This window comes from Streptomyces sp. NPDC042002 (assembly GCF_055588305.1).
On sequence record NZ_JBVJCT010000047.1, the window covers coordinates 1 to 19,284 of the forward strand.

Genomic DNA, 19,284 nt, shown 5'->3' on the forward strand with positions numbered 1-19,284 from the left:
GGTAATCCGCTTTCGCGTTTCCCTTTCCGGCGGCTCCGACTTTATCAGAATCTGTGGGCCGGATTGACCGGCGACCATTTCTGAACCATCAGGAGAGGCTTCTTCTGAATCGACGTGTCGATTGCTTTGAGAAGCGAGCAGACTCTAACCGCTGCCGCCGGACGTGTCCAGTTCTAGGCAACTGTTCGAATCTACCTCCCCGCTCAACCCGTGTCAACAGGTTTTTTGGGGCGAAGAGAAGGCTAGCAGGTCAGCGGGTGCGCACGCACATCAGGCGGCCATCGGCAGAGTGGCGCTTCGCTCGGATGCTGAGACGTCACCGGTCTCGCCGGAGCGGGCCGCGCGCCCTCCGAGGACATAGACGTACAGGAGAAAGGCCAGTTCAGCCGTGATTCCGATGCCGATTCGGGCCCAGGTGGGCAGGCCCGACGGCGTGACGAAGCCTTCGATGGCACCCGAGACAAAGAGGATGAGCGCCAGGCCTATCGCCATGCCCAGCGCGGCGCGACCCTCTTCCGCAAGGGCTGTACGGCGGGATCGCGGGCCGGGGTCGATCACGGTCCAGCCCAGTCGCAGTCCTGTGCCCGCGGCGACGAAGACGGCGGTCAGTTCCAGCAGACCGTGCGGGAGGACGAGCCCCAGAAACGTGTCGAGCCGGCCGGCCGATGACATCAGGCCGATGCCGACACCCAGGTTGAGCATGTTCTGGAAAAGGATCCAGAGGACCGGGATACCCAGGAAGACGCCGAGGACAAGGCACATCGCGGCGGCCTCGGCGTTGTTCGTCCACACCTGGGCGGCGAAGGCGGCGGCGGGATGACTGGAGTAGTAGGTCTCGTACTCGCCGCCGGGGCGGGTGAGAGTACGCAGTTCGCTGGGGGCGGCGATGGAGGCCTGGACCTCGGGGTGGGTGCCGATCCACCACCCCAGGAGGGCGGCTATCGCCGTGGACAGCAGCGCCGTGGGCACCCACCAGTGGCGGGCGCGGTAGACCGCCGCCGGGAAACCGTGCGTCAGGAAGCGGGTGACATCACGCCAGGAGGCTCGGCGGGTGCCTGTCACGGCACTGCGCGCGCGTGCCACGAGTTGGCTGAGGCGCCCGGTGAGCTGGGGATCCGGCGCGGTGGACTGGATCAGCGAGAGATGGGTGGCGGTTCGCTGGTACAGGGTGACGAGTTCGTCGGCCTCGGCTCCGGTGAGGCGGCGCTGACGGCGCAGCAGGGCGTCGAGTCGGTCCCACTCGGCTCGGTGGGCGGAGACGAAGACGTCGAGGTCCATCGGTTTGCCTGCTCCTCGGCTGCTCGTCTGCTCATCGGACGCCCATCATGGATGTCAGCTTGTCTTACTGCGGCGCGATGTGTCCTCAGCTTGGCAGACTGGCGGTTCTCGGGGCAGGTCAGGGGAAGGACGGCACGCGTGAGTGAGCTAGTGACGGGCGAGGCGGTGGCGCTGGAGCTGCGCCCCGCGAAACTGCCGAGCCGGGCGCTTGCCGTGGTGCTCGACCTGGCCCTGGCTGTGGCGGTCTACATCATCGTGACCATCGGCCTGGTCGCCGCGACCGCCGCGTTGGACGACGCGGCGCAGATCGCCGTCTCGATCGCGAGTTTCCTTCTTGTGCTGGTCGGCGGGCCGATCGCGGTGGAGACGCTCAGCCACGGCCGTTCTCTGGGAAAGCTGGCGTGCGGGCTGCGGGTGGTGCGGGACGACGGCGGGCCGATCCGGTTCCGGCACGCGCTGGTGCGCGGTGCCGTCGGGGTGGTCGAGATTCTGATGACGTTCGGGATCGTCGCGTGCGTCGCCTCGCTGGTGTCGGAGCGCGGGCGGCGGCTCGGTGACGTGTTCGCGGGGACGCTTGTCGTGCGTGAGCGGATTCCGGTAGGGCGTATGCCGTACGTCCCCGCGCCGCCGCCCTGGCTGGCGGGGCGGTTCACCGAGCTCGATCTGTCCGCCGTACCGGACGGGCTGTGGCTGGCCATCCGCCAGTACCTGACGCGGATGCAGCAGCTGGATCCGCGGGTCGGTGCGGCGATGGCGGAACGGCTCGCCGCGGATCTCGCCGCTCGAACCGGGGCGCCTGCGCCGCAGGGTGTGCCGGCGGGCGCGTATCTGGCGGCCGTGGTGCAGGAGCGGCAGACCCGGGAGGCCCGTCGGGCGTTCGCCGGTGCGCCGGGCGGTTTCCCCGCGGCACCTGGACCCGGTGGCCATCCCTTCCCCCAGCCAGGCGCTCCCGTCGGATACCCCTTCCAGCCGAGCGCACCCGCCGGGTATCCGTTCCGGCCGAACGCCGCTGTGGGATACCCGCAGCAACCTGGCGGGTCTGCCGGCCATCCCTTCCAGCCTGGTGGTCCGGCCGGGTATCCCTTCCAGCCGGGGCCCGGTGTGCACTCCGCCCCGCCGGGCCCCGCCGGGTATCCGGCCGCGGCCCAGCAGCCCGCGGCCCCTCAGCCGTCCCCGCCCCCGGTCGGTTCGGCAGCTCCGGCCGCTCCGGCCGAGCAAGCCGGCCGGCCGGAACGCCCCGCGACCGGCTTCGCGCCGCCCGCGTAGGCACACTCACCACCGGCCCGGCCCCGCGAACCCGCCGTCAGGTGAACACCGACGGCGGTGATTCGAGGTGCTCCAGTTCGATGCCGGGGGCCGCGAGCACGACGTCTCCCGCGATGTGCACGGCGTGCTGCTCCCCCGTGTCCAGCGCTGTGACCTGGTATTCGTCCACGGTCAGAGGCCCGTTGTCAGTGGCGTGTGTTTCGCTTGCGATCAAGGCCCAGGACTGGTCGAGGGTGCGCGGGGCGAGGACCGGGTCGGTGAAGGCGACGAGGCGTACGCGGGTCGCCGGGGCGGCGGCGGAAGGGGTGAGGCGAAGGAGACGGGCGGTGGCGACGAGGAACGCGGGAGAGGTACCGGTGAAGGCATGGGCGGGCACGTTGCCTTCGGTGGCCTCGGTTCCGGTGGGGTCGGTGCGGACCCAGGTCACGCCTTCGAGTGCGGCGCCCCGTACCTGCCAGTTCGCGGCGTGCAGTTCGAGGCGGATGGGGCGGCCGAGATCGTCGAGGGCCAGGTCGACGGAACCGGTGGCTGTCCCCGTCCCTGGTTCGGGAAGGCCGTCGGGTCCCGTGGCGGACGGGGTGGTGAGCTGGGAGACGTAGCGCCAGCCGGAGGGGCCGGGCGCGCAGTGGAAGTGTTCGTCGGCGAGAGGGGTGTGATCGTGCGGATCATGGAGCGAATAGCGGCCGCGGGGCATGGGCGTTCAGGTCCTCATCGGGGACAGGCCCCCGCCGGGACGGCGAGGGCCTGCTGACATCCGGACGCCGAGCGGTGGTACCGCTGCTCGGCGGGCGTGCTCAGTAGCGGTAGTGGTCCGACTTGTACGGACCGTCGACCTCGACACCGATGTACGAGGCCTGCTCGGGGCGGAGCGTCGTCAGCTTCACGCCGAGCGCGTCGAGGTGGAGACGGGCGACCTTCTCGTCGAGGTGCTTGGGCAGCACGTAGACGTCGGTCGGGTACTCCTCCGGCTTGGTGAACAGCTCGATCTGGGCCAGGGTCTGGTCCGCGAACGAGTTGGACATCACGAAGGACGGGTGGCCGGTCGCGTTGCCCAGGTTCAGCAGGCGGCCCTCGGACAGCACGATGATGACCTTGCCGTCGGAGAACTTCCAGGTGTGGACCTGCGGCTTGACCTCGTCCTTGACGATGCCGGGGATCTTGGCGAGGCCGGCCATGTCGATCTCGTTGTCGAAGTGGCCGATGTTACCGACGATCGCCTGGTGCTTCATCTTGGCCATGTCCGAGGCCATGATGATGTCCTTGTTGCCCGTCGTGGTGACGAAGATGTCGGCCTTGTCGACGACCTCGTCGAGGGTCGTGACCTGGTAGCCGTCCATCGCCGCCTGCAGGGCGCAGATCGGGTCGATCTCGGTGATGATCACACGGGCGCCCTGGCCGCGCAGGGACTCCGCGCAGCCCTTGCCCACGTCGCCGTAGCCGCAGATGACGGCGGTCTTGCCGCCGATCAGGGTGTCGGTGGCGCGGTTGATGCCGTCGATCAGGGAGTGGCGGCAGCCGTACTTGTTGTCGAACTTCGACTTGGTGACGGCGTCGTTCACGTTGATCGCCGGGAACAGCAGGGTGCCGTCGCGGTACATCTCGTACAGGCGGTGGACGCCGGTCGTGGTCTCCTCGGTCACGCCGCGGATCTCCGAGGCGAGCTGGGTCCACTTCTGCGAGCCGTTCGAGATGGTGCGGTGCAGGAGTCCGAGGACGAAGCCGTGCTCCTCGGACTCGGCGGTGTCGAGCGAGGGGACCTTGCCGTCCTTCTCGTACTCGACGCCCTTGTGGACGAGGAGGGTGGCGTCACCACCGTCGTCGAGGATCATGTTCGGGCCGCCGGTGGGGGTGTTCGGCCAGGTCAGCGCCTGCTCCGTGCACCACCAGTACTCCTCCAGGGTCTCGCCCTTCCAGGCGAAGACCGGGACGCCCTGCGGGTTCTCGGGCGTGCCGTTCGGGCCGACCGCGATGGCGGCGGCGGCGTGGTCCTGGGTGGAGAAGATGTTGCAGGAGGCCCAGCGGACATCGGCGCCCAGGGCGACCAGGGTCTCGATGAGGACGGCGGTCTGCACCGTCATGTGCAGGGAGCCGGTGATGCGGGCGCCCGCGAGGGGCTGCGCCTCGGCGTACTCCCTGCGGATCGACATCAGGCCGGGCATCTCGTGCTCGGCGAGGGTGATCTCCTTGCGGCCGAACACGGCCAGGGAGAGGTCGGCGACCTTGAAGTCCTGTCGGTTGTCGACAGTCGTCATACGAGCTGCTCCTCGGAATCGGGGCGAGGTGGGTAGGGCTGTTCTGCGCGGCGGCGGGCACGAACGCGTGCCCCGATCGGGGCACGGACGTGCACGGACAGGGCACAGCAGTGCCCGGTGCGCGCAGCGCAGTCCGTCGGAGGCCCTCTCTCCCTCGGCCGGTCCTCGGTGGGACCGCCCGACCGCCATCAGCAGCGACGTCTGGCTCGGTCACCAAGCTACACCGGCGGGCGCGTCCCTCCCCAGTCCACCTCTGGACGGAGGGGGGTTGAACGGCCCGGCACCGGCCCGTTCGCCGAGTGGGTGGTGCCCGAGTTGCCTGCGTGGGCGGTACCGCGGCCCTGAAAAGGAGAGTTGAACGGCGGAGACGGGCAGCGGAACGGCACGGCAGGGCTGAACGGTGGAGATGGGCGGTGGAGATGAGTGGTGGAGATGGGCGGTGGAGATGCGTGGAGGGGCGAGGGAACGGCGTCGGGGCCCGCCCGAGATCTCAGACGGGCCCCGACGGCGTACGAGCGGGTGGTGTCAGTGGTCGGCCGGCGACTGCGACGGTCCGCCGGGAGTCGCCTTGGGGTCCGGGCCCTTGGCCGCCTCCGCCTCGCTGTAGATGTCCGGCTCCAGGTAGATCACCCGGGCGATCGGGACGGCGGCGCGGATGCGGGACTCGGCGGCGTTGATCGCGGTGGCGACCTGGGCGGCCGTGTCGTCGTGCTGGACGGCGATCTTCGCGGCGACCAGCAGCTCCTCGGGGCCGAGGTGGAGCGTACGCATGTGGATGATGCCGGTGACGGTGTCACCGTCGACCATCGCCGCCTCGATCTTCGCGGTGTCCTCGGGGCCCGCCGACTCGCCCAGCAGGAGCGACTTGGTCTCGGCGGCGAGCACCAGCGCGATCAGGATGAGCAGGACACCGATGCAGACCGTGCCGATGCCGTCCCAGACGCCGTCGCCGGTGAGCAGGGCGAGGCCGACGCCGCAGAGCGCGAGGACCAGACCGATGAGGGCGCCGAAGTCCTCCAGGAGGACGACGGGCAGCTCGGGGGCCTTGGCGCGGCGGATGAACTGGGACCAGGAGTGCGAGCCGCGCAGTTCGTTGGACTCCTTGATGGCCGTACGGAAGGAGAAGCCCTCGGCGATGATCGCGAACAGCAGGACGCCGACCGGCCAGTACCAGTTCTCGATCTGGTGCGGGTGCTTGATCTTCTCGTAGCCCTCGTAGACGGCGAACATGCCGCCGACCGAGAACAGGACGATCGAGACGAGGAAGGCGTAGATGTAGCGCTCGCGGCCGTAGCCGAACGGGTGTTGCGGGGTCGCCTCGCGCTGGGCCTTCTTGCCGCCGATCAGGAGCAGCGCCTGGTTGCCTGAGTCGGCGAGCGAGTGAACGCCCTCGGCGAGCATCGAGGAGGAGCCGCTGAAGGCGAACGCCACGAACTTCGATACCGCGATCGCGAGGTTGGCGCCGAGTGCCGCCACGATCGCTTTGGTGCCGCCTGAAGCGCTCATCTGCTCCTGCTGTCCCTTCGTACGCCGTCCGGGCCCCGTTCGTACCCTCGTACCCCCGGTCCGGGCTTTGCCCGCCCTTTGCGGTGGGCCATTCTTGCAGCCCGGTCCGTCGGCGACGCGCCTCAGGTGGGTGCCGTCGTCCCGTCAGGCGACCACTGTCGCACGGAAGATCGTGCCGGACCCGGACACTTCGGCCTTTTCGCCGGCCGGTACGAAGACCGATGCGCCGGGGGTCAGGTCGAAGCCGTCGGCGCGCACGGAACCCGAGGTGCAGAGCAGGATCTGCGGGGTCTCGCGGGTGAGGTCGCGTGGGTCGGCGCCCTCGGCGACGACGTACCGGGAGAGGCGGAACTCGTCGATGGGGGTCGCGTAGACCTCCTCACCGTCGGGGGACGCCTCCGGGCGCAGGACACCGGGGTCGCCCGCCTCGAAGCGGACCACGCGCAGGAGTTCGGGGACGTCGACGTGCTTGGGGGTCAGACCGCAGCGCAGGACGTTGTCGCTGTTGGCCATGATCTCGACGCCGAGGCCGTTCAGGTAAGCGTGCGGGATGCCCGCGCCGAGGAACAGGGCCTCACCGGGCTGGAGTCGGACGTGGTTGAGGAGCATCGCGGCGATGACTCCGGGGTCGCCCGGGTAGTGGTGGGCGATGTCGGCGTACGGGGCGTAGGCGCCGCCGAGTCGGGCGCAGGCGGCTGTCGTCTCGGTGACCGTACGGGCCATGTCGTCGGGGTCGGCGCTCAGCACCGCCGTGAGGACCTCGCGCAGCGCCGCCTCCTCCGGGTGGGCGCGCAGCAGGTCGACGTACGGCTTGAGGGAGTCGACGTCGAGGGCGGCGAGGAGTCCGGCCGCCTCCTCGGGGGCGCGGAAGCCGCACAGGCCGTCGAACTCGGTGAGGGCGCAGATCAGTTCGGGCTTGTGGTTGGCGTCCTTGTAGTTGCGGTGCGGGGCGTCGATCGGGACACCCCGGCGCTCCTCGTCCTCGTAACCCTCCCGCGCCTGTTCGAGGTCGGGGTGCGCCTGGAGGGAGAGCGGGGAGCCGGCGGCGAGGAGCTTCAGGAGGAACGGCAGGCGGGGGCCGAACTTGGCGACGGCGGCGCGGCCGAGTTCCTTCTCCGGGTCCTCGGCGACGACCTCGTTGAGCGGACCGCGCCCGGTGCGCGAGGGTGCGCCCGGGTGGGCGCCCATCCACATCTCCGCCTGCGGTTCACCGGTCGGCTCCACGCCGAGCAGCCGCGGGATGGCGGTGGTCGAACCCCAGGCGTAGGGGCGGACGGTGTTGTCGAGGCGGTCCATCGGTGTCTTCTCCATACGTGCGCTGCTCGGCCCGCTCCGTGCGGGCGCTGTCCGGGAAGCGGGGTGTCAGGGGCGCCGGTCGCGGGGTCCGGCGACGGGCGCCGGGCGCGAGGTCCCGCCCAAGATCAAGCCCCCGAAGCGAGCGCCAGGTAAACGGCGGCGAAATCCGTGATGGCGATCAGCTCGGCGAGGGTTTCCAGTTCGCCGCCCTCCTCGGGTTCGAGTTCGCTGATCGCGGTGTCGTGGCTGAGGGCGAGTTCGCGGGCGGCGGGTGCGGCGCTGATCCCGCCGATCGGACGGTCGCGGAGCAGCACCACGCGCGCGTGCAGTGCCTGTTGCTCCTCGACGCGGTCCCGGAAGAAGTCTTCGGGGTCCGCGCCAGCGGCGAGCGCGCCCGCGAGCAGCACGCTGTGCGAGGCGAGGGCCTCGGGGAGTTCGGCGGTGAGCGCGGGGCGGCCGGCGAGTTCGGCGAGCGCGGCGGTGAACCGACGGCCGGCCGGCCCCGCCGAGGTGCCCTCCGTCCAGATCACCGGGAGCGCCTCGGCCAGTTCGACGGCGAGCGTCTTGGCGGGGTTGCTGTACGCGGCGACGGCGGGGCCGCAGCGCTCGGCGACGCGGTCGAGGCGGTCGGCGACCTTCTGCAGGGCTTCCGGCGGCGCGGAGACCAGGCCGGTGCGGTCGAGGAGGACGAGCAGCGGGGTGAGCAGCGCCCAGAGCACGCCGGGGGCCGAGGCCGCGAGGGGTTCGTCCTGGTCGTACGGTGCGGTCGCCATCGGTACGAAGAGGCCGTGGCTGCCTTCCACCCACTCGGCGAGGGGGGAGCCGGCGGGGGCCACGGCGGCGACGGTGCTGCCGCGCCGGTAGGCCTGCTCGATGAGGAGTTCCAGGCCGGGTTCGCTGCCGTCGGGGGTGGCGATCAGCAGGAGGTCGACGGGGCCCGCCCAGCCGGGCAGGTCCCAGCGCAGGGCGCCCCCGGCGGGAGCGACACCCGTGGGGGTGAGCCGGGTGAGGGGACAGCTCGCTCCGGCGAGGGTGCCGAGCAGTTCGGCGACACCGGTGGCGGCCATGCCGGGGCCCGCGATCAGGACGCCGCGCGGGCGGCCGTCCGGCTTCAGCTCGGGGATGCCGGCCTCGGTGGCGTGCCGGACCGCGGTGCGCACCCGGGCTCCGGCCTCGGCGGCGCCGCGGAGCAGTGCCCTTCGGTCGGCCCGGGTGAGCGCGTCGGGATCGTCGAGGAGCGATTCGTCGAGCATGGGGTCGGTAGCCTCCGATCGCCGGGGGCCGCTTGCGCGTGAGCCGCCGGGGTCGCTTGCACGATGTCGCTCGCGCGCGGTGCCGAGCGGCGCTGGGTCGGACCGGGTGCCGGCCGGGGTGCGCCGGTCGCCGATCGGGACGACCGCGTCGCCGTTGTCCGGGCGGGCGCGGCGCTGTCGCTTGTCGTCGGGTGTCGTTGCCTGTCGTCGGACCTGCTGCCGCGCCGTCGGCGCGGCCGCGGGCGGGGACGGCGCCGCTGTCGCCTCGCGCGCGGCGGTCGCGGCGCCGCTGTCCGCGAGGCTGCCGCGTCGGCTACGCGGGGCGGCGGGCCTCGTCGACCAGGAGTACGGGGATGCCGTCGCGGACCGGGTAGGCGAGGCCGCAGTCCGCTCCCGTGCAGATCAGCTCGGTCTCCTGCTCCTTGAGCGGGGCATGGCAGGCCGGGCAGGCGAGGATCTCCAGGAGGCCGGCTTCGAGCGGCATGGGGTGTCCTTCCGAAACGGTGGATGCGGCCTGGTCAGGGTACCGCTGCGGGAAGCCGGGTGCCGGGGCGCGCCCACGGTTCGCGAGGCGCGCGGAGCGGCGGCACGGGCCTCTGAGGCCCGTCTCCGCGTCCGTCCCCGTGACCGCGTCTCCCCCGGCCGACCGCCGACGGGCGCGGTACCCGCGGGGTGCCGTGCCTGTCGGTTTCGACGGTCGGCCGCCGGGCCGTTCCCGGTCGGCGGTATCGGGTCTCCGGTCCGGCCGTGCGGGGCTCAGCCTCTGATGATCTCCAGGACCTCGTCCCGCACCTTCGTCATCGTCGCCTCGTCGCGGGCCTCCGCGTTGAGGCGGAGGAGGGGCTCGGTGTTGGAGGGGCGGACGTTGAACCACGCGTCCTCGGCGGTGACCGTCAGGCCGTCGAGTTCGTCGATGGCGATGCCTTCGCGGCCCTCGTAGGCGGCCCTGACGGCGGCGAGGCGGGCGGCCTGGTCGTCGACGGTGGAGTTGATCTCGCCGGAGCCCACGTAGCGGTCGTACTCAGCGACGAGCCCGGAGAGCGGACCGTCCTGGCCGCCGAGCGCGGCGAGGACGTGGAGGGCGGCCAGCATGCCGGTGTCGGCGTTCCAGAAGTCGCGGAAGTAGTAGTGCGCGGAGTGCTCGCCGCCGAAGATCGCACCAGAGCGGGCCATCTCGGCCTTGATGAAGGAGTGGCCGACGCGGGTGCGGACGGGGGTGCCGCCGAGCTCGCGGACGACCTCCGGGACGGACCAGGAGGTGATGAGGTTGTGGATGACCGTGCCGCCGCCGTGCTTGGCCAGCTCGCGGGCGGCGACCAGCGCGGTGATCGCGGACGGGGAGACCGGTTCGCCCCGCTCGTCGACGACGAAGCAGCGGTCGGCGTCGCCGTCGAAGGCGATGCCGAGGTCGGCGCTCTCCTCGCGGACGCGCTTCTGGAGGTCCACGATGTTCGCCGGGTCGAGCGGGTTGGCCTCGTGGTTCGGGAAGGTGCCGTCCAGCTCGAAGTACATCGGCACGAGCTCCAGCGGCAGGCCGGAGAAGACGGTCGGGACGGTGTGTCCGCCCATGCCGTTGCCCGCGTCGACGACGACCTTCAGGGGGCGGATCGAGGTCAGGTCGACGAGGGAGCGGAGGTACGCCGCGTAGTCGTCCAACGTGTCCCGCCGCGTGATCGTTCCGGGTGTGGCGTCCGAGGCCGGGGCGCCGGAGTCGAGCCAGGACTCGGTGAGTCGGCGGATCTCGGAGAGTCCGGTGTCCTGGCCGACGGGGGCCGCGCCCGCCCGGCACATCTTGATGCCGTTGTACTGGGCCGGGTTGTGCGAGGCGGTGAACATGGCGCCCGGCAGGCCGAACGCGCCCGACGCGTAGTACAGCTGGTCCGTGGAGCACAGGCCGATCTCGGTCACGTCGACCCCGCGCGCCGCCGCACCGCGCGCGAAGGCGCGGGACAGTCCGGGCGACGACGGCCGCATGTCGTGCCCGATCACGATGGCGTCCGCTCCGGTCACCTGGACGAAGGCGGCGCCGAACAGCTCGGCGAGCGGCTCGTCCCACTGGTCCGGGACCACCCCGCGTACGTCGTACGCCTTCACGAGCTGCGACAGATCAGCAGTCACGGCCAACCCTCCAGAAGTCCACTTCGGTCACCCCAAACTACCCGTCCGGGCTGACAGCGGGCGGTGTCGGGCCCGAGTGGAGCGCATCCGTGACGTGCGGAACGGACCCGTCATCCGGGGGAAACCCGCCCGACCCGGGCCAACGTCCAGAACCGTCCCGGCGCGCGGGCCCAGCGCCCGTAACCCTCTCAGGGCAGCATCCAGGAGAGGACAGGCGAGGTCTGTCCCACCACGATCAGGCACATGACGAGCAGGAGCCCGAGGCTCCAGGGCAGCACCTTGCGCAGCAGGTCGCCCTCGCGGCCCTCGAGTCCGACGGCCGCGCAGGCGATGGTCAGGTTCTGCGGCGAGATCATCTTGCCGAGGACACCGCCCGAACCGTTGGCGGCGGCGAGGAGTTCGGGTGACAGCCCCGACTCCCGGGCGGCGCTCACCCGGAGGGCGCCGAAGAGGGCGTTCGACGAGGTGCCGGAACCGGACACGGCCACGCCGAACCACCCCAGGACGGGTGACAGGAAGGCGAGTCCGGAGCCGGCCGCCGCCACGAAGTGGCCGATGGTGGCGGCCTGTCCGGAGAGGTTCATGACGTAGGCGAGGGCCAGTACGGACGTCACGGTCAGGATCGCGAACCTCAACTCGCGCACGGTCGCGAGCCGTTCCCGGACCGCCACGCGCGCGTGCACCCCGAGCACCACGGCCGCGCACAGCCCGGCGAGCAGCACGAGGGTGCCGCCGGTCGCCACGACCGGCCAGGTGAAGACGTTCCCGCCCACCGGCTTGCCGTTCCGGGTCGACGACGTCCAGGAAGGGTCAGTCGTACGTCCGTGTCGCCCGCGCCAGCCGGTCCTTCACGGCGGGGATCTGCGCGATCGAGAAGACCGTGACGATCAGGGCGTACGGGGCGTAGGCGCGTACGACTTCGCGGGTCGGGTCCCGCTCGTCGAGTTCCTCGCTACGCGTGCCGGTCGGGACCGACGCCCGTACGGACTCGGCGGCGGGCACGCGCGCGTGCGATGCGGCGACGAGGGCGGCGGCACCGGCCAAGGAGGCGCCGATGTCCGCGAGTTGTACGGAGACGTAGTTCGAGGCGGCGAATCGGACAGCCGCCCGAACGACCGGCGCGGGATGTCGAAGTGCCGGGTGCGGACGGTCATCCGGTACACCCGCAGGACGTTGACGACGATCCACAGGATGGGGAAGAGGCCGAACGCGGCGCCCTGGGCGGCACTGGGGAGCGTCCGGCCCACCGGCATGCCGTACGGGCCAGGCGACCAGTGAGGCCGCCAGAAGGCCTGCCAGGCCCGTCACGTGGGCCTTCAGCCGGACGCCGCCGAGCAGGACCAGCACGACGATGAGGGGCAGGGCGGCCACGAGGGCGGACAGGCCGAGCGAGTCGGCGACGGGTCGCAGCTCCTGGACGCACATGGACGCCTCCCCGGATTCCGTGATGCGGAAAGCGATTTCTCACGGCAACCGGAATCGTCGCGTCCGCGACAACTTCACATCAATGGGCGTGCGTCGCTCAGTGGAATCGGTGCCCCGGGAAGGGGCGGTGGACGCACGGCGGCACGGCGGGATGGCGGAGCGGGTGTGGGGTGCGATGCGGGAGGCGCGGCGGAGTTCGGCCGACGAGTGAAGTACGGCCGGAAGTACGGGGTGCGGGCGCGTGGAGCGGTGCTCAGTTGTCGGGTGAGCGCAGAATCCGCAGGTGGCCGCGGCGCGCGACCTCCATCGGGTCCACCGAGCGGGCGCTGCCGCCGGCCTCCGCGGCACGTTTCTGCGGACGGGCCGCCTCGCGCACCGCGTTCGCCAGTGCCTCCAGGTCGTCACCACTGGGGCGAGCCGGACCGGAGGAGTCGGCGAGCCGGACGACCTCCCAGCCGCGCGGCGCGGTGAGGCGCTCGGAGTGCTCGGCACACAGGTCGTAGCAGTGGGGTTCGGCGTAGGTGGCGAGCGGGCCGAGGACCGCGGTCGAGTCGGCGTAGACGTACGTCAGCGTCGCGACGGCAGGACGGCCGCAAGCGGTGCGCGAACAGCGACGTACAAGGCTCACGATGTTGGACGGTACCGCACTCTTGAGCGGGCCGCGACGACTCTCCCCCCGGTCGCCTCACCGTGTCGTGTCGTGGGACGGCCCACACCGTTTTCCGGGCATCGAACCCTGACCTGGGCCGACATCACGCCTCGGGACGCCGAACAGACCTGAATCCGGTCACCACTTGGTGCGAATCATGTCAATTGCCATGCCAGAGACGGTCTTGGAGGGATACGAAATCGGGCCCAATCTTGGCTGGAATGGTCATCAGGCGTCATCCGGCGCCATCGGATGTCATCCGGAACACCTGCCGGGCCGGGTGCCGTCGGTCCGCCCGCCCGTCGGCGACGGCGCGTGGGGCCGGGCGGCCGGGCCGGGCGGGGACTACTCTTCGTCAGTGATGGACAACCCCGTACCGCCCCGTGCCGCAGCAGCCGGTCCCCGCCGTCGTGACCGCCATGGCAGGGGCATGCGCGGCCCCGTGGCGCCGCCCCAGGTGCCGCTCGCGGCGAGCCGTGCCGAAGTCTTCGCGGACCTGGTGCAGGACTCCGTGGAGCGGCTGGAGCGACGCTGGCCGCAGCTCGCGGACATCGACTTCATGGTCCTCGAAGTCCCCCGCCTGGAGGGCTCGGGCGAGGCATGGAGCGACGAGGCGGTGCCGCTGGGCGGCACGATCGCGGCGCGCGAGGGGCATCCCGCGCGCGTGGTCGTCTACCGTCGTCCGGTCGAGATCCGCACCAAGGGGCGCGACGAGCGCGCCGCCCTGGTGCACGAGGTCGTCGTGGAACAGGTCGCGGAACTGCTGGGCCTGACACCGGAGACGGTTGATCCACGCTACGGCGAGGACTGAGGACGGACCTGGACCGGGTCGCCCGGCCCCGGACCGATCGGACCCGGCCCATTCGGACGCGCACCGCTCGGACCCGGACCATCCAGACCCGGACCATTCCGACCCGCGCCGCTCGGACCTGACCCGATCAGCACCCGACCGCTCGGACCGGACCGATCAGGCCCGGGCGGATCACCGCACCCGGGCCGATCACCGGTCCTGGGTCACTGCTTGAGCAGCACCGAGAGGTCCTGCCGCGCTTCCGGCACCGAGACCGTTCCGCGGTCGTCCGGAAGGTTCTGGATGGTGAAGCCGGGAACGCCTTCCTGGGTCGCCGCGAGCATCCGGGAGGCGTAGACCGGGCTTCCGGAGACCGGCTCGACGGTGAGGGCGTACGTGCCCTTGAGGCCGCTCGGGACCGGTGCCGCGACGTTCTCGGTGGTCCCGCCCTTGATGGTGAACGTCTTCGAGACGGCCGTACCGCCCTGGCTGCCCGCGGACGCGGTGACCCTGACCGTGGCTCCCCCGCCGGGGGCGGTCACGGCGAGCGTGGACCCCTTGGCGGTGTTGTCGGCGACCGTCGCGCGCGTGCCGACCGGGACGGTGGCCGGAATGAACGCGGTCTCCTGATCGGCGCCCTTGCCGCGCACCACCCGCAGGGCGGCGACGATCGGCACGGACGAGCCGGTGGGCGTGAGCACCAGGGAGCCCGCTTCACCACGGGTGACGTCCCCGAGGTCGACGGCGGAGGTCATGCCGGCCTTCACGTGCAGCGTCTCGTTCCCCGCCGGGGTGATCAGTCCCGAGGGCGAGGCGAGGCGCACCTTCAGGTCGGCGTCCGTGTCGCCGGGCACGAAGGCGACCAGGCGCACGGAGGTGGCGTCCTTGGGGATACCCGGCATGACGAGGCTGCCCGCGGGGTCGGCCGCGGCGGCCAGCCAGTCGCCGCCTGTCTTCTCGTCCAGTGCCTGGACAGCGGCTCCGACACGACCGCTGCGGACCGTCACGTGCACGGTGAGGTCGGTCTGCGGATCGCCGGTCAGCGTGTTCAGCAGGATCGGCTCGCTGGCGTGCGGCTGGACCGTGATCCCGTCGGCCACCGTGGACTTGAGCGTGCCGTCCTTGCCGTACAGCTCGATGTCGACGACGGCCGCGGAGTCGTCCGGGTTGGTCAGGTGCACATAGTCGGTGCGCGCCGCGGCGGTGCTGGCGCCCGGGAACCAGAACTCGGTGTCGGGGGCGGTGCAGTTGGTGCCGAGCAGGCCGCGCCCGTTGCCCGCGGCGACCTCCGTCGTCTCCTGAACCGTCCAGCCGGGCGCGAACTTGCCCGACGCGACGCCGACGAGGGCGGGTGCGTCGGCACCCGAGGAGTCGCCGGACGCCGGCTTGCCGGGCTCCTTGGGCTGGACGACGGACTTGGCGGCCTTGCCCTTGCTCTTCTTGCCGGCCGTGGAGTCCGCCGACTCCTCGGTGGCGGCCTGGAGTTGGGCCTTGCCGACGGCGCCGGCGCCCTCCGCGACGGGGGTGAAGGACGTGTACGCGGTATCGGCGATGTCCGAGGTGCTCGGCTGCGGGCAGAGCAGGCTGGTGCGCTCCACGGGCAGCCGCGCGGCCGTACCGGCCGTGCCGCCGCCGGACGCGTCAGGCGACTTGAGGGTCGCGAAGCCGGTGACGGCGGCGAGCGCGGTCGCCGCGGCGATCAGGGACAGGGTGGTGCGGTTCACTGATGGCTCCCGTCGGGGCGCTCACTGTCGGTGCCGTGCGGGGGCTGCGTGGGGTCGTACGCCGGGTCGTAGCCCTGCTCGCCCGTGTCGTAGCCCTGGCCCCGGGTGTCGAAGGCCTGGCCGTTCGCGTCGTAGCCCTGACCGTAGGTCTGGTCGTACGCCGCCGTGCCCCCGTAGGCGTACGGGTCGTACTGGCCGCCCTGGTAGGGGTCCGCCTGGTACGGCTGCTCGTAGGTGCCCGCCGGGTATTGCTGCTGCCCCTCGTACCGCTCGCCGCCGTAGGTGTCGTACTCGGCGTTCGCGTAGCTCGGGCTGTCCCACTCGCCGTACGCCTGCTGGTGCGGGACGGCGCCGGCCGGGACCTCCTGGTCCGTGTCCGTGCCCGTGTCCATGTCCGCGGGGAACTCGTCGTCGAGGTCCTCGTCCGACTGCTCGGACTCGGCGTCCGCCTCGGCCTGGGCGCGCAGGCGGCGGGCTCGGCGGCCGTCGCCCGTCATGTCCTGGGCGGGCACGGCCTCTTCCTCGGGGAGGTCGTCGTCGACGTCCCGGCGCCGCCCGGGGAGGGCGAGCACCACGAGGACGAGGGCGAGCGCGCCCTGGGCCCACAGCCAGGCGGTGTGGCTCAGCGGGGCGTCGAAGGTGACGTCCAGCCTGCCGCCGTCGGCGGGCAGTTGGAAGCCCTGGGCCCAGCCGTCGACCGTGGTGCCGGTGAGCGGCTTGCCGTCCAGGGTCGCCGTCCAGCCGGCTTCGGCGCTGTCGGCCAGGCGCAGGACGCGGCCGTCGGCTCCGGCGGGGATCGTGGTGTGCACCTCGACCGGTCCGGCGGCGATGGACTCCGGGTCGCCGGACGCGGGGACTATCGCGGCGCGCGAGACCTGCTGGTCGACGCGCCACAGGGCGCTGCCGTCCTGCTGGCTCAGCCGGGTCAGGCCCGTGGTGGCGTCCAGGACGCGGCTCACCTCGCGCGGCGCGCCCTTGCGGACCAGGACGTAGCGCACGGCGAAGCCGCCGAGTTCGTCGGCCTGGTCGGCGCCGGAGCCCGCCACCAGGTTGGCGACGACCTTGTCGAGCTTCTTGTTCTCGCCGTCCGCCGAGGCGAGTTCGGCGTCGCCGAGACGGGCGCCGGAGCCGCGGACGAGGACGTAACCGAGCCTGGCGGCCGAAGGGCTGTCGAGGACGAGGGTGCGGGCCTGGTCGCGGGTGCCGCTCTCCTCGGCGACGAACGCGGGCACCTGCACCGGGTCCCGGCGCTCCACGGGTCCGTCGGCGCCGCGGATGATCCAGCCGGCGGCGATGAGCAACGGGCCGGCGGCGCAGGCGAAGGCGATGAGCGCGGCCACCGGCTGGCGCCAGCCGAAGCTCTGTTCGGCGACACGCGCGCGTGCCCCGTCCGAACCGACGGCGGCGGCGGCGAGCAGCGCGAGGCCGTAGACGAGGGTCGCGGGTCCTGCCCAGGTGGAACGGTTGGACAGGACCGCGAAGACGAGCGCCACCACGGCGATGACCCAGGCGGTCCGGATCCCCCCCTGGCGCTCGGAGCGCAGCAGGGCGGCGAGCGCGGCGAGCACGATGCCGAAGAGCATCAGCCCGCTGACCGTGCCCGGCCCGCCGGGGCTGGCGCTGAGCAGGTCGAGCGGGGAGGCCGCGCCGGCGCCGTAGTCCAGGCCGGCCTGCTTGAAGAAGCCGAACGGCAGCAGGGTCAGCGACCAGGGGGCGAGAACCAGCAGCGGGGTGCCGAACTGGGCCAGGAAACGCGGTCCGTAGGCGGGGATCTCCCTGCGGCGCACCACGAGGAGTGCGATGCCGAGGACCAGCGCGATGGGCCACACGATCGGGGTGAACGCCGTCGTGAACGTCAGCAGCAGGGCGTACGCCCAGGTCGCGCGCCAGCTCCCGCGTGCGCGGGAGCCGTGCGCGAGACCGCTCGCGGCGATGCCAGCGCGCGCCATGAGCGGCAGCAGGATCGCGAGGACGGCGGTGCCGATGCGGCCGCCCGCGAGCGCTCCGGTGGCGGCGGGCAGGAAGGCGTACGCGACGGAGGCCCAGGCGCGCAGCAGGCGGGACTCGACGAGCGGGCGCGAGGCGAAGTACGCGGCGAAGCCGGCCAGCGGCACGGATCCCACGAGGAGCACGGTGACCGCGAGCCCGGTGGAGCCGAGGAGCGCGGAGGCCAGCAGCGCGACGATCGCGAGGTAGGGCGGGGCGGACTGGGTGTTCCCCGCGCCGACCGGATGCCAGCCGTCGAGGTAACGCGCCCACAGCTCGGAGGAGTCGGCGGGCGCGGGCAGCAGAGCGCCGCCCGCGAGGGCCCCGCCGCCGAGCAGCGCGCGGCAGGCGAGGAGCGAGACGAACAGCAGCACCAGGAAGAGCATCGGGCCGGGGTTGCGCGCGATGCGCTTGATCCGGGCGAACTGCTCGATCTCCAGGAAGTCGCCGTCGTCGCCGCCGGGTCCGGACTCGACGGCGCCTCCGTGCCGTCCGGCGCCCGTGGTGACGTCGGCGTCGGAGCCGCTCGTCAGATTGCCGGCGACCTGCTCGAAGGTGGCCCGCACGGTGGCGCCCGGCGGCGGGAACAGGGCCCGCAGCTCGCCCTTGTCGACCTGCGGGCGGCCGCGCCTGCGCCGCCCGGCGATGATCCGCTCCGGGCGCAGCAGGGTGCCCAGGAGGCCGCGGATCTCGTCGACGGCCTGTCCGGGGACCTTGCCCACGAGGTAGGCGACCGTGCGCAGCAGGGTGCCGAGGACGAGCCGGATCAGGATCCAGGGGAGCTGCGCGGTGCGGGCGTTGACGAGGAGGGTGTAGACGGCGCCCGCTTTGTCGACCTTGTGCGGGGACGCGGAGGTGCGGCCCACGCAGTCGACGGCGCGGCGCTCGCGGGAGGCCGCCTCGGCGTGCCGTACGACGGCTTCCGGGGCGACGAGGACACGGTGCCCGGCGGCCTGGGCGCGCCAGCACAGGTCGACGTCGTCGCGCATCAGGGGCAGCCGGCGGTCGAAGCCGCCGAGTTCCTCGAAGACATCGCGCCGGATCAGCATTCCGGCGGTGGACACGGACAGCACGGGGTGGACGTGGTCGTGCTGGCCCTGGTCCTGCTCGCGGCGGTCCAGACCGGTCCAGCGGCGGCCGGAGTTGGCGATGGTGACGCCGACTTCGAGGAGCTGCCTGCGGTCGTACCAGCCGCGGAGCTTGGGGCCGACGATGGCCACGTCCTGGCCGATCTCCTGCTCGTTCTCCACGACGCGCAGCAGCTGGGCCAGGGCGTCGGGCTCCGGGGCGCTGTCGTCGTGCAGCAGCCAGAGCCACTGCTCGGGTTCGCCGTGCGGGAGGTCCGGCATGTCGTACGCGTCGTCGCGCCAGGTGCGGGTGGCGGGGTCCCAGCCGCTCGGACGCCTGAGGTAGGGCAGGTCGTCCGGGGTCAGCTCACCGGCGGTGCGGGACACCTCCTCGACGGCCTGGCCGAAGCCGGTGCGCCGTGCCAGGTGCAGCACACGGTCGGCGCCGAGCGCCTCGGTGAGCAGCTCGGCGGATTCGTCCGCGCTGCCGGTGTCGGCCGCCACCGCGTTCTGCACGGGGCGGTCCTGGCCGAGCAGCCCGGCGAGCGCCTCGGGCAGCCAGCGGGCGCCGTCGTGGGAGACGAGCACCGCGGTCACGACGTGGCGCGGGAACTCAGGGGCGGCAGCGGCGTCGTTACGGGCTGCCGAATGGCTGTGCACGGACATCGAGGTAC

13 protein-coding genes and 1 pseudogene are annotated in these 19,284 nt (G+C 72.1%); 2 read left to right on the forward strand and 12 right to left on the reverse strand.

The window, feature by feature from the left end; genetic code table 11:
• Positions 1-270: 270 nt before the first annotated feature.
• Positions 271-1,278 carry a stage II sporulation protein M gene (locus ACZ6KY_RS37590; protein ID WP_469314760.1) on the reverse strand — a complete coding sequence of 336 codons (1,008 nt, stop codon included), beginning with the start codon at positions 1,276-1,278 and terminating at the stop codon, positions 271-273.
• Positions 1,279-1,416: 138 nt separating this feature from the next.
• Between ACZ6KY_RS37590 and ACZ6KY_RS37595 the strand changes: the two genes are divergently transcribed.
• Entirely contained in the window at positions 1,417-2,544 is a 1,128-nt protein-coding gene (locus ACZ6KY_RS37595; RefSeq protein ID WP_469314761.1) for an RDD family protein, read from the forward strand.
• A 37-nt stretch (positions 2,545-2,581) separates the two neighbouring features.
• On the opposite strand, the gene ACZ6KY_RS37600 is transcribed toward ACZ6KY_RS37595, so the two are convergent.
• The 9 genes and pseudogenes from ACZ6KY_RS37600 to ACZ6KY_RS37640 all read right to left on the reverse strand — a co-directional run bounded on the left by ACZ6KY_RS37600 (position 2,582) and on the right by ACZ6KY_RS37640 (position 13,025).
• The gene (locus ACZ6KY_RS37600; RefSeq protein WP_469314762.1) at positions 2,582-3,238 is read right to left on the reverse strand and encodes a hypothetical protein; all 657 of its coding nucleotides are present in this window, start codon (positions 3,236-3,238) and stop codon (positions 2,582-2,584) included.
• A gap of 100 nt (positions 3,239-3,338) precedes the next feature.
• Positions 3,339-4,796 (reverse strand): adenosylhomocysteinase, encoded by a 1,458-nt coding sequence (gene ahcY / locus ACZ6KY_RS37605; protein ID WP_469314763.1) that lies wholly within the window; start codon positions 4,794-4,796, stop codon positions 3,339-3,341.
• 525 nt (positions 4,797-5,321) lie between these two features.
• Positions 5,322-6,302, reverse strand: coding sequence for a cation diffusion facilitator family transporter (locus tag ACZ6KY_RS37610; protein ID WP_469314764.1), 981 nt, complete (start codon positions 6,300-6,302; stop codon positions 5,322-5,324).
• Between the two features lie 144 nt (positions 6,303-6,446).
• On the reverse strand, positions 6,447-7,598 hold the full coding sequence (gene manA, locus ACZ6KY_RS37615) for a mannose-6-phosphate isomerase, class I (protein WP_469314797.1): 1,152 nt from the start codon (positions 7,596-7,598) through the stop codon (positions 6,447-6,449).
• A gap of 125 nt (positions 7,599-7,723) precedes the next feature.
• Positions 7,724-8,851 (reverse strand): SIS domain-containing protein, encoded by a 1,128-nt coding sequence (locus ACZ6KY_RS37620; protein WP_469314765.1) that lies wholly within the window; start codon positions 8,849-8,851, stop codon positions 7,724-7,726.
• Positions 8,852-9,164: 313 nt separating this feature from the next.
• Entirely contained in the window at positions 9,165-9,335 is a 171-nt protein-coding gene (locus ACZ6KY_RS37625) for a Trm112 family protein (RefSeq protein WP_078943765.1), read from the reverse strand.
• 272 nt (positions 9,336-9,607) lie between these two features.
• A complete protein-coding gene (locus ACZ6KY_RS37630) occupies positions 9,608-10,969 on the reverse strand; it encodes a phosphomannomutase/phosphoglucomutase (protein WP_469314766.1) in 1,362 nt (453 codons plus the stop codon).
• Positions 10,970-11,157: 188 nt separating this feature from the next.
• A pseudogene (locus tag ACZ6KY_RS37635) lies at positions 11,158-12,394 on the reverse strand (L-lactate permease).
• 253 nt (positions 12,395-12,647) lie between these two features.
• On the reverse strand, positions 12,648-13,025 hold the full coding sequence (locus tag ACZ6KY_RS37640; protein WP_469314798.1) for a DUF3499 domain-containing protein: 378 nt from the start codon (positions 13,023-13,025) through the stop codon (positions 12,648-12,650).
• A gap of 379 nt (positions 13,026-13,404) precedes the next feature.
• Here ACZ6KY_RS37640 and ACZ6KY_RS37645 point away from each other — a divergent pair, with 379 nt between their 5' ends.
• Entirely contained in the window at positions 13,405-13,854 is a 450-nt protein-coding gene (locus tag ACZ6KY_RS37645) for a metallopeptidase family protein (RefSeq protein WP_355854822.1), read from the forward strand.
• Between the two features lie 203 nt (positions 13,855-14,057).
• Here ACZ6KY_RS37645 and ACZ6KY_RS37650 read toward each other — a convergent pair whose 3' ends face one another.
• Together ACZ6KY_RS37650 and ACZ6KY_RS37655 are read right to left on the reverse strand one after the other, a co-directional pair.
• A complete protein-coding gene (locus tag ACZ6KY_RS37650) occupies positions 14,058-15,557 on the reverse strand; it encodes a DUF5719 family protein (protein WP_469314767.1) in 1,500 nt (499 codons plus the stop codon).
• Entirely contained in the window at positions 15,554-19,276 is a 3,723-nt protein-coding gene (locus tag ACZ6KY_RS37655; protein ID WP_469314768.1) for a glycosyltransferase family 2 protein, read from the reverse strand. The genes ACZ6KY_RS37650 and ACZ6KY_RS37655 overlap by 4 nt, the downstream gene beginning before the upstream one ends.
• Between the last annotated feature and the right edge of the window lie 8 nt (positions 19,277-19,284).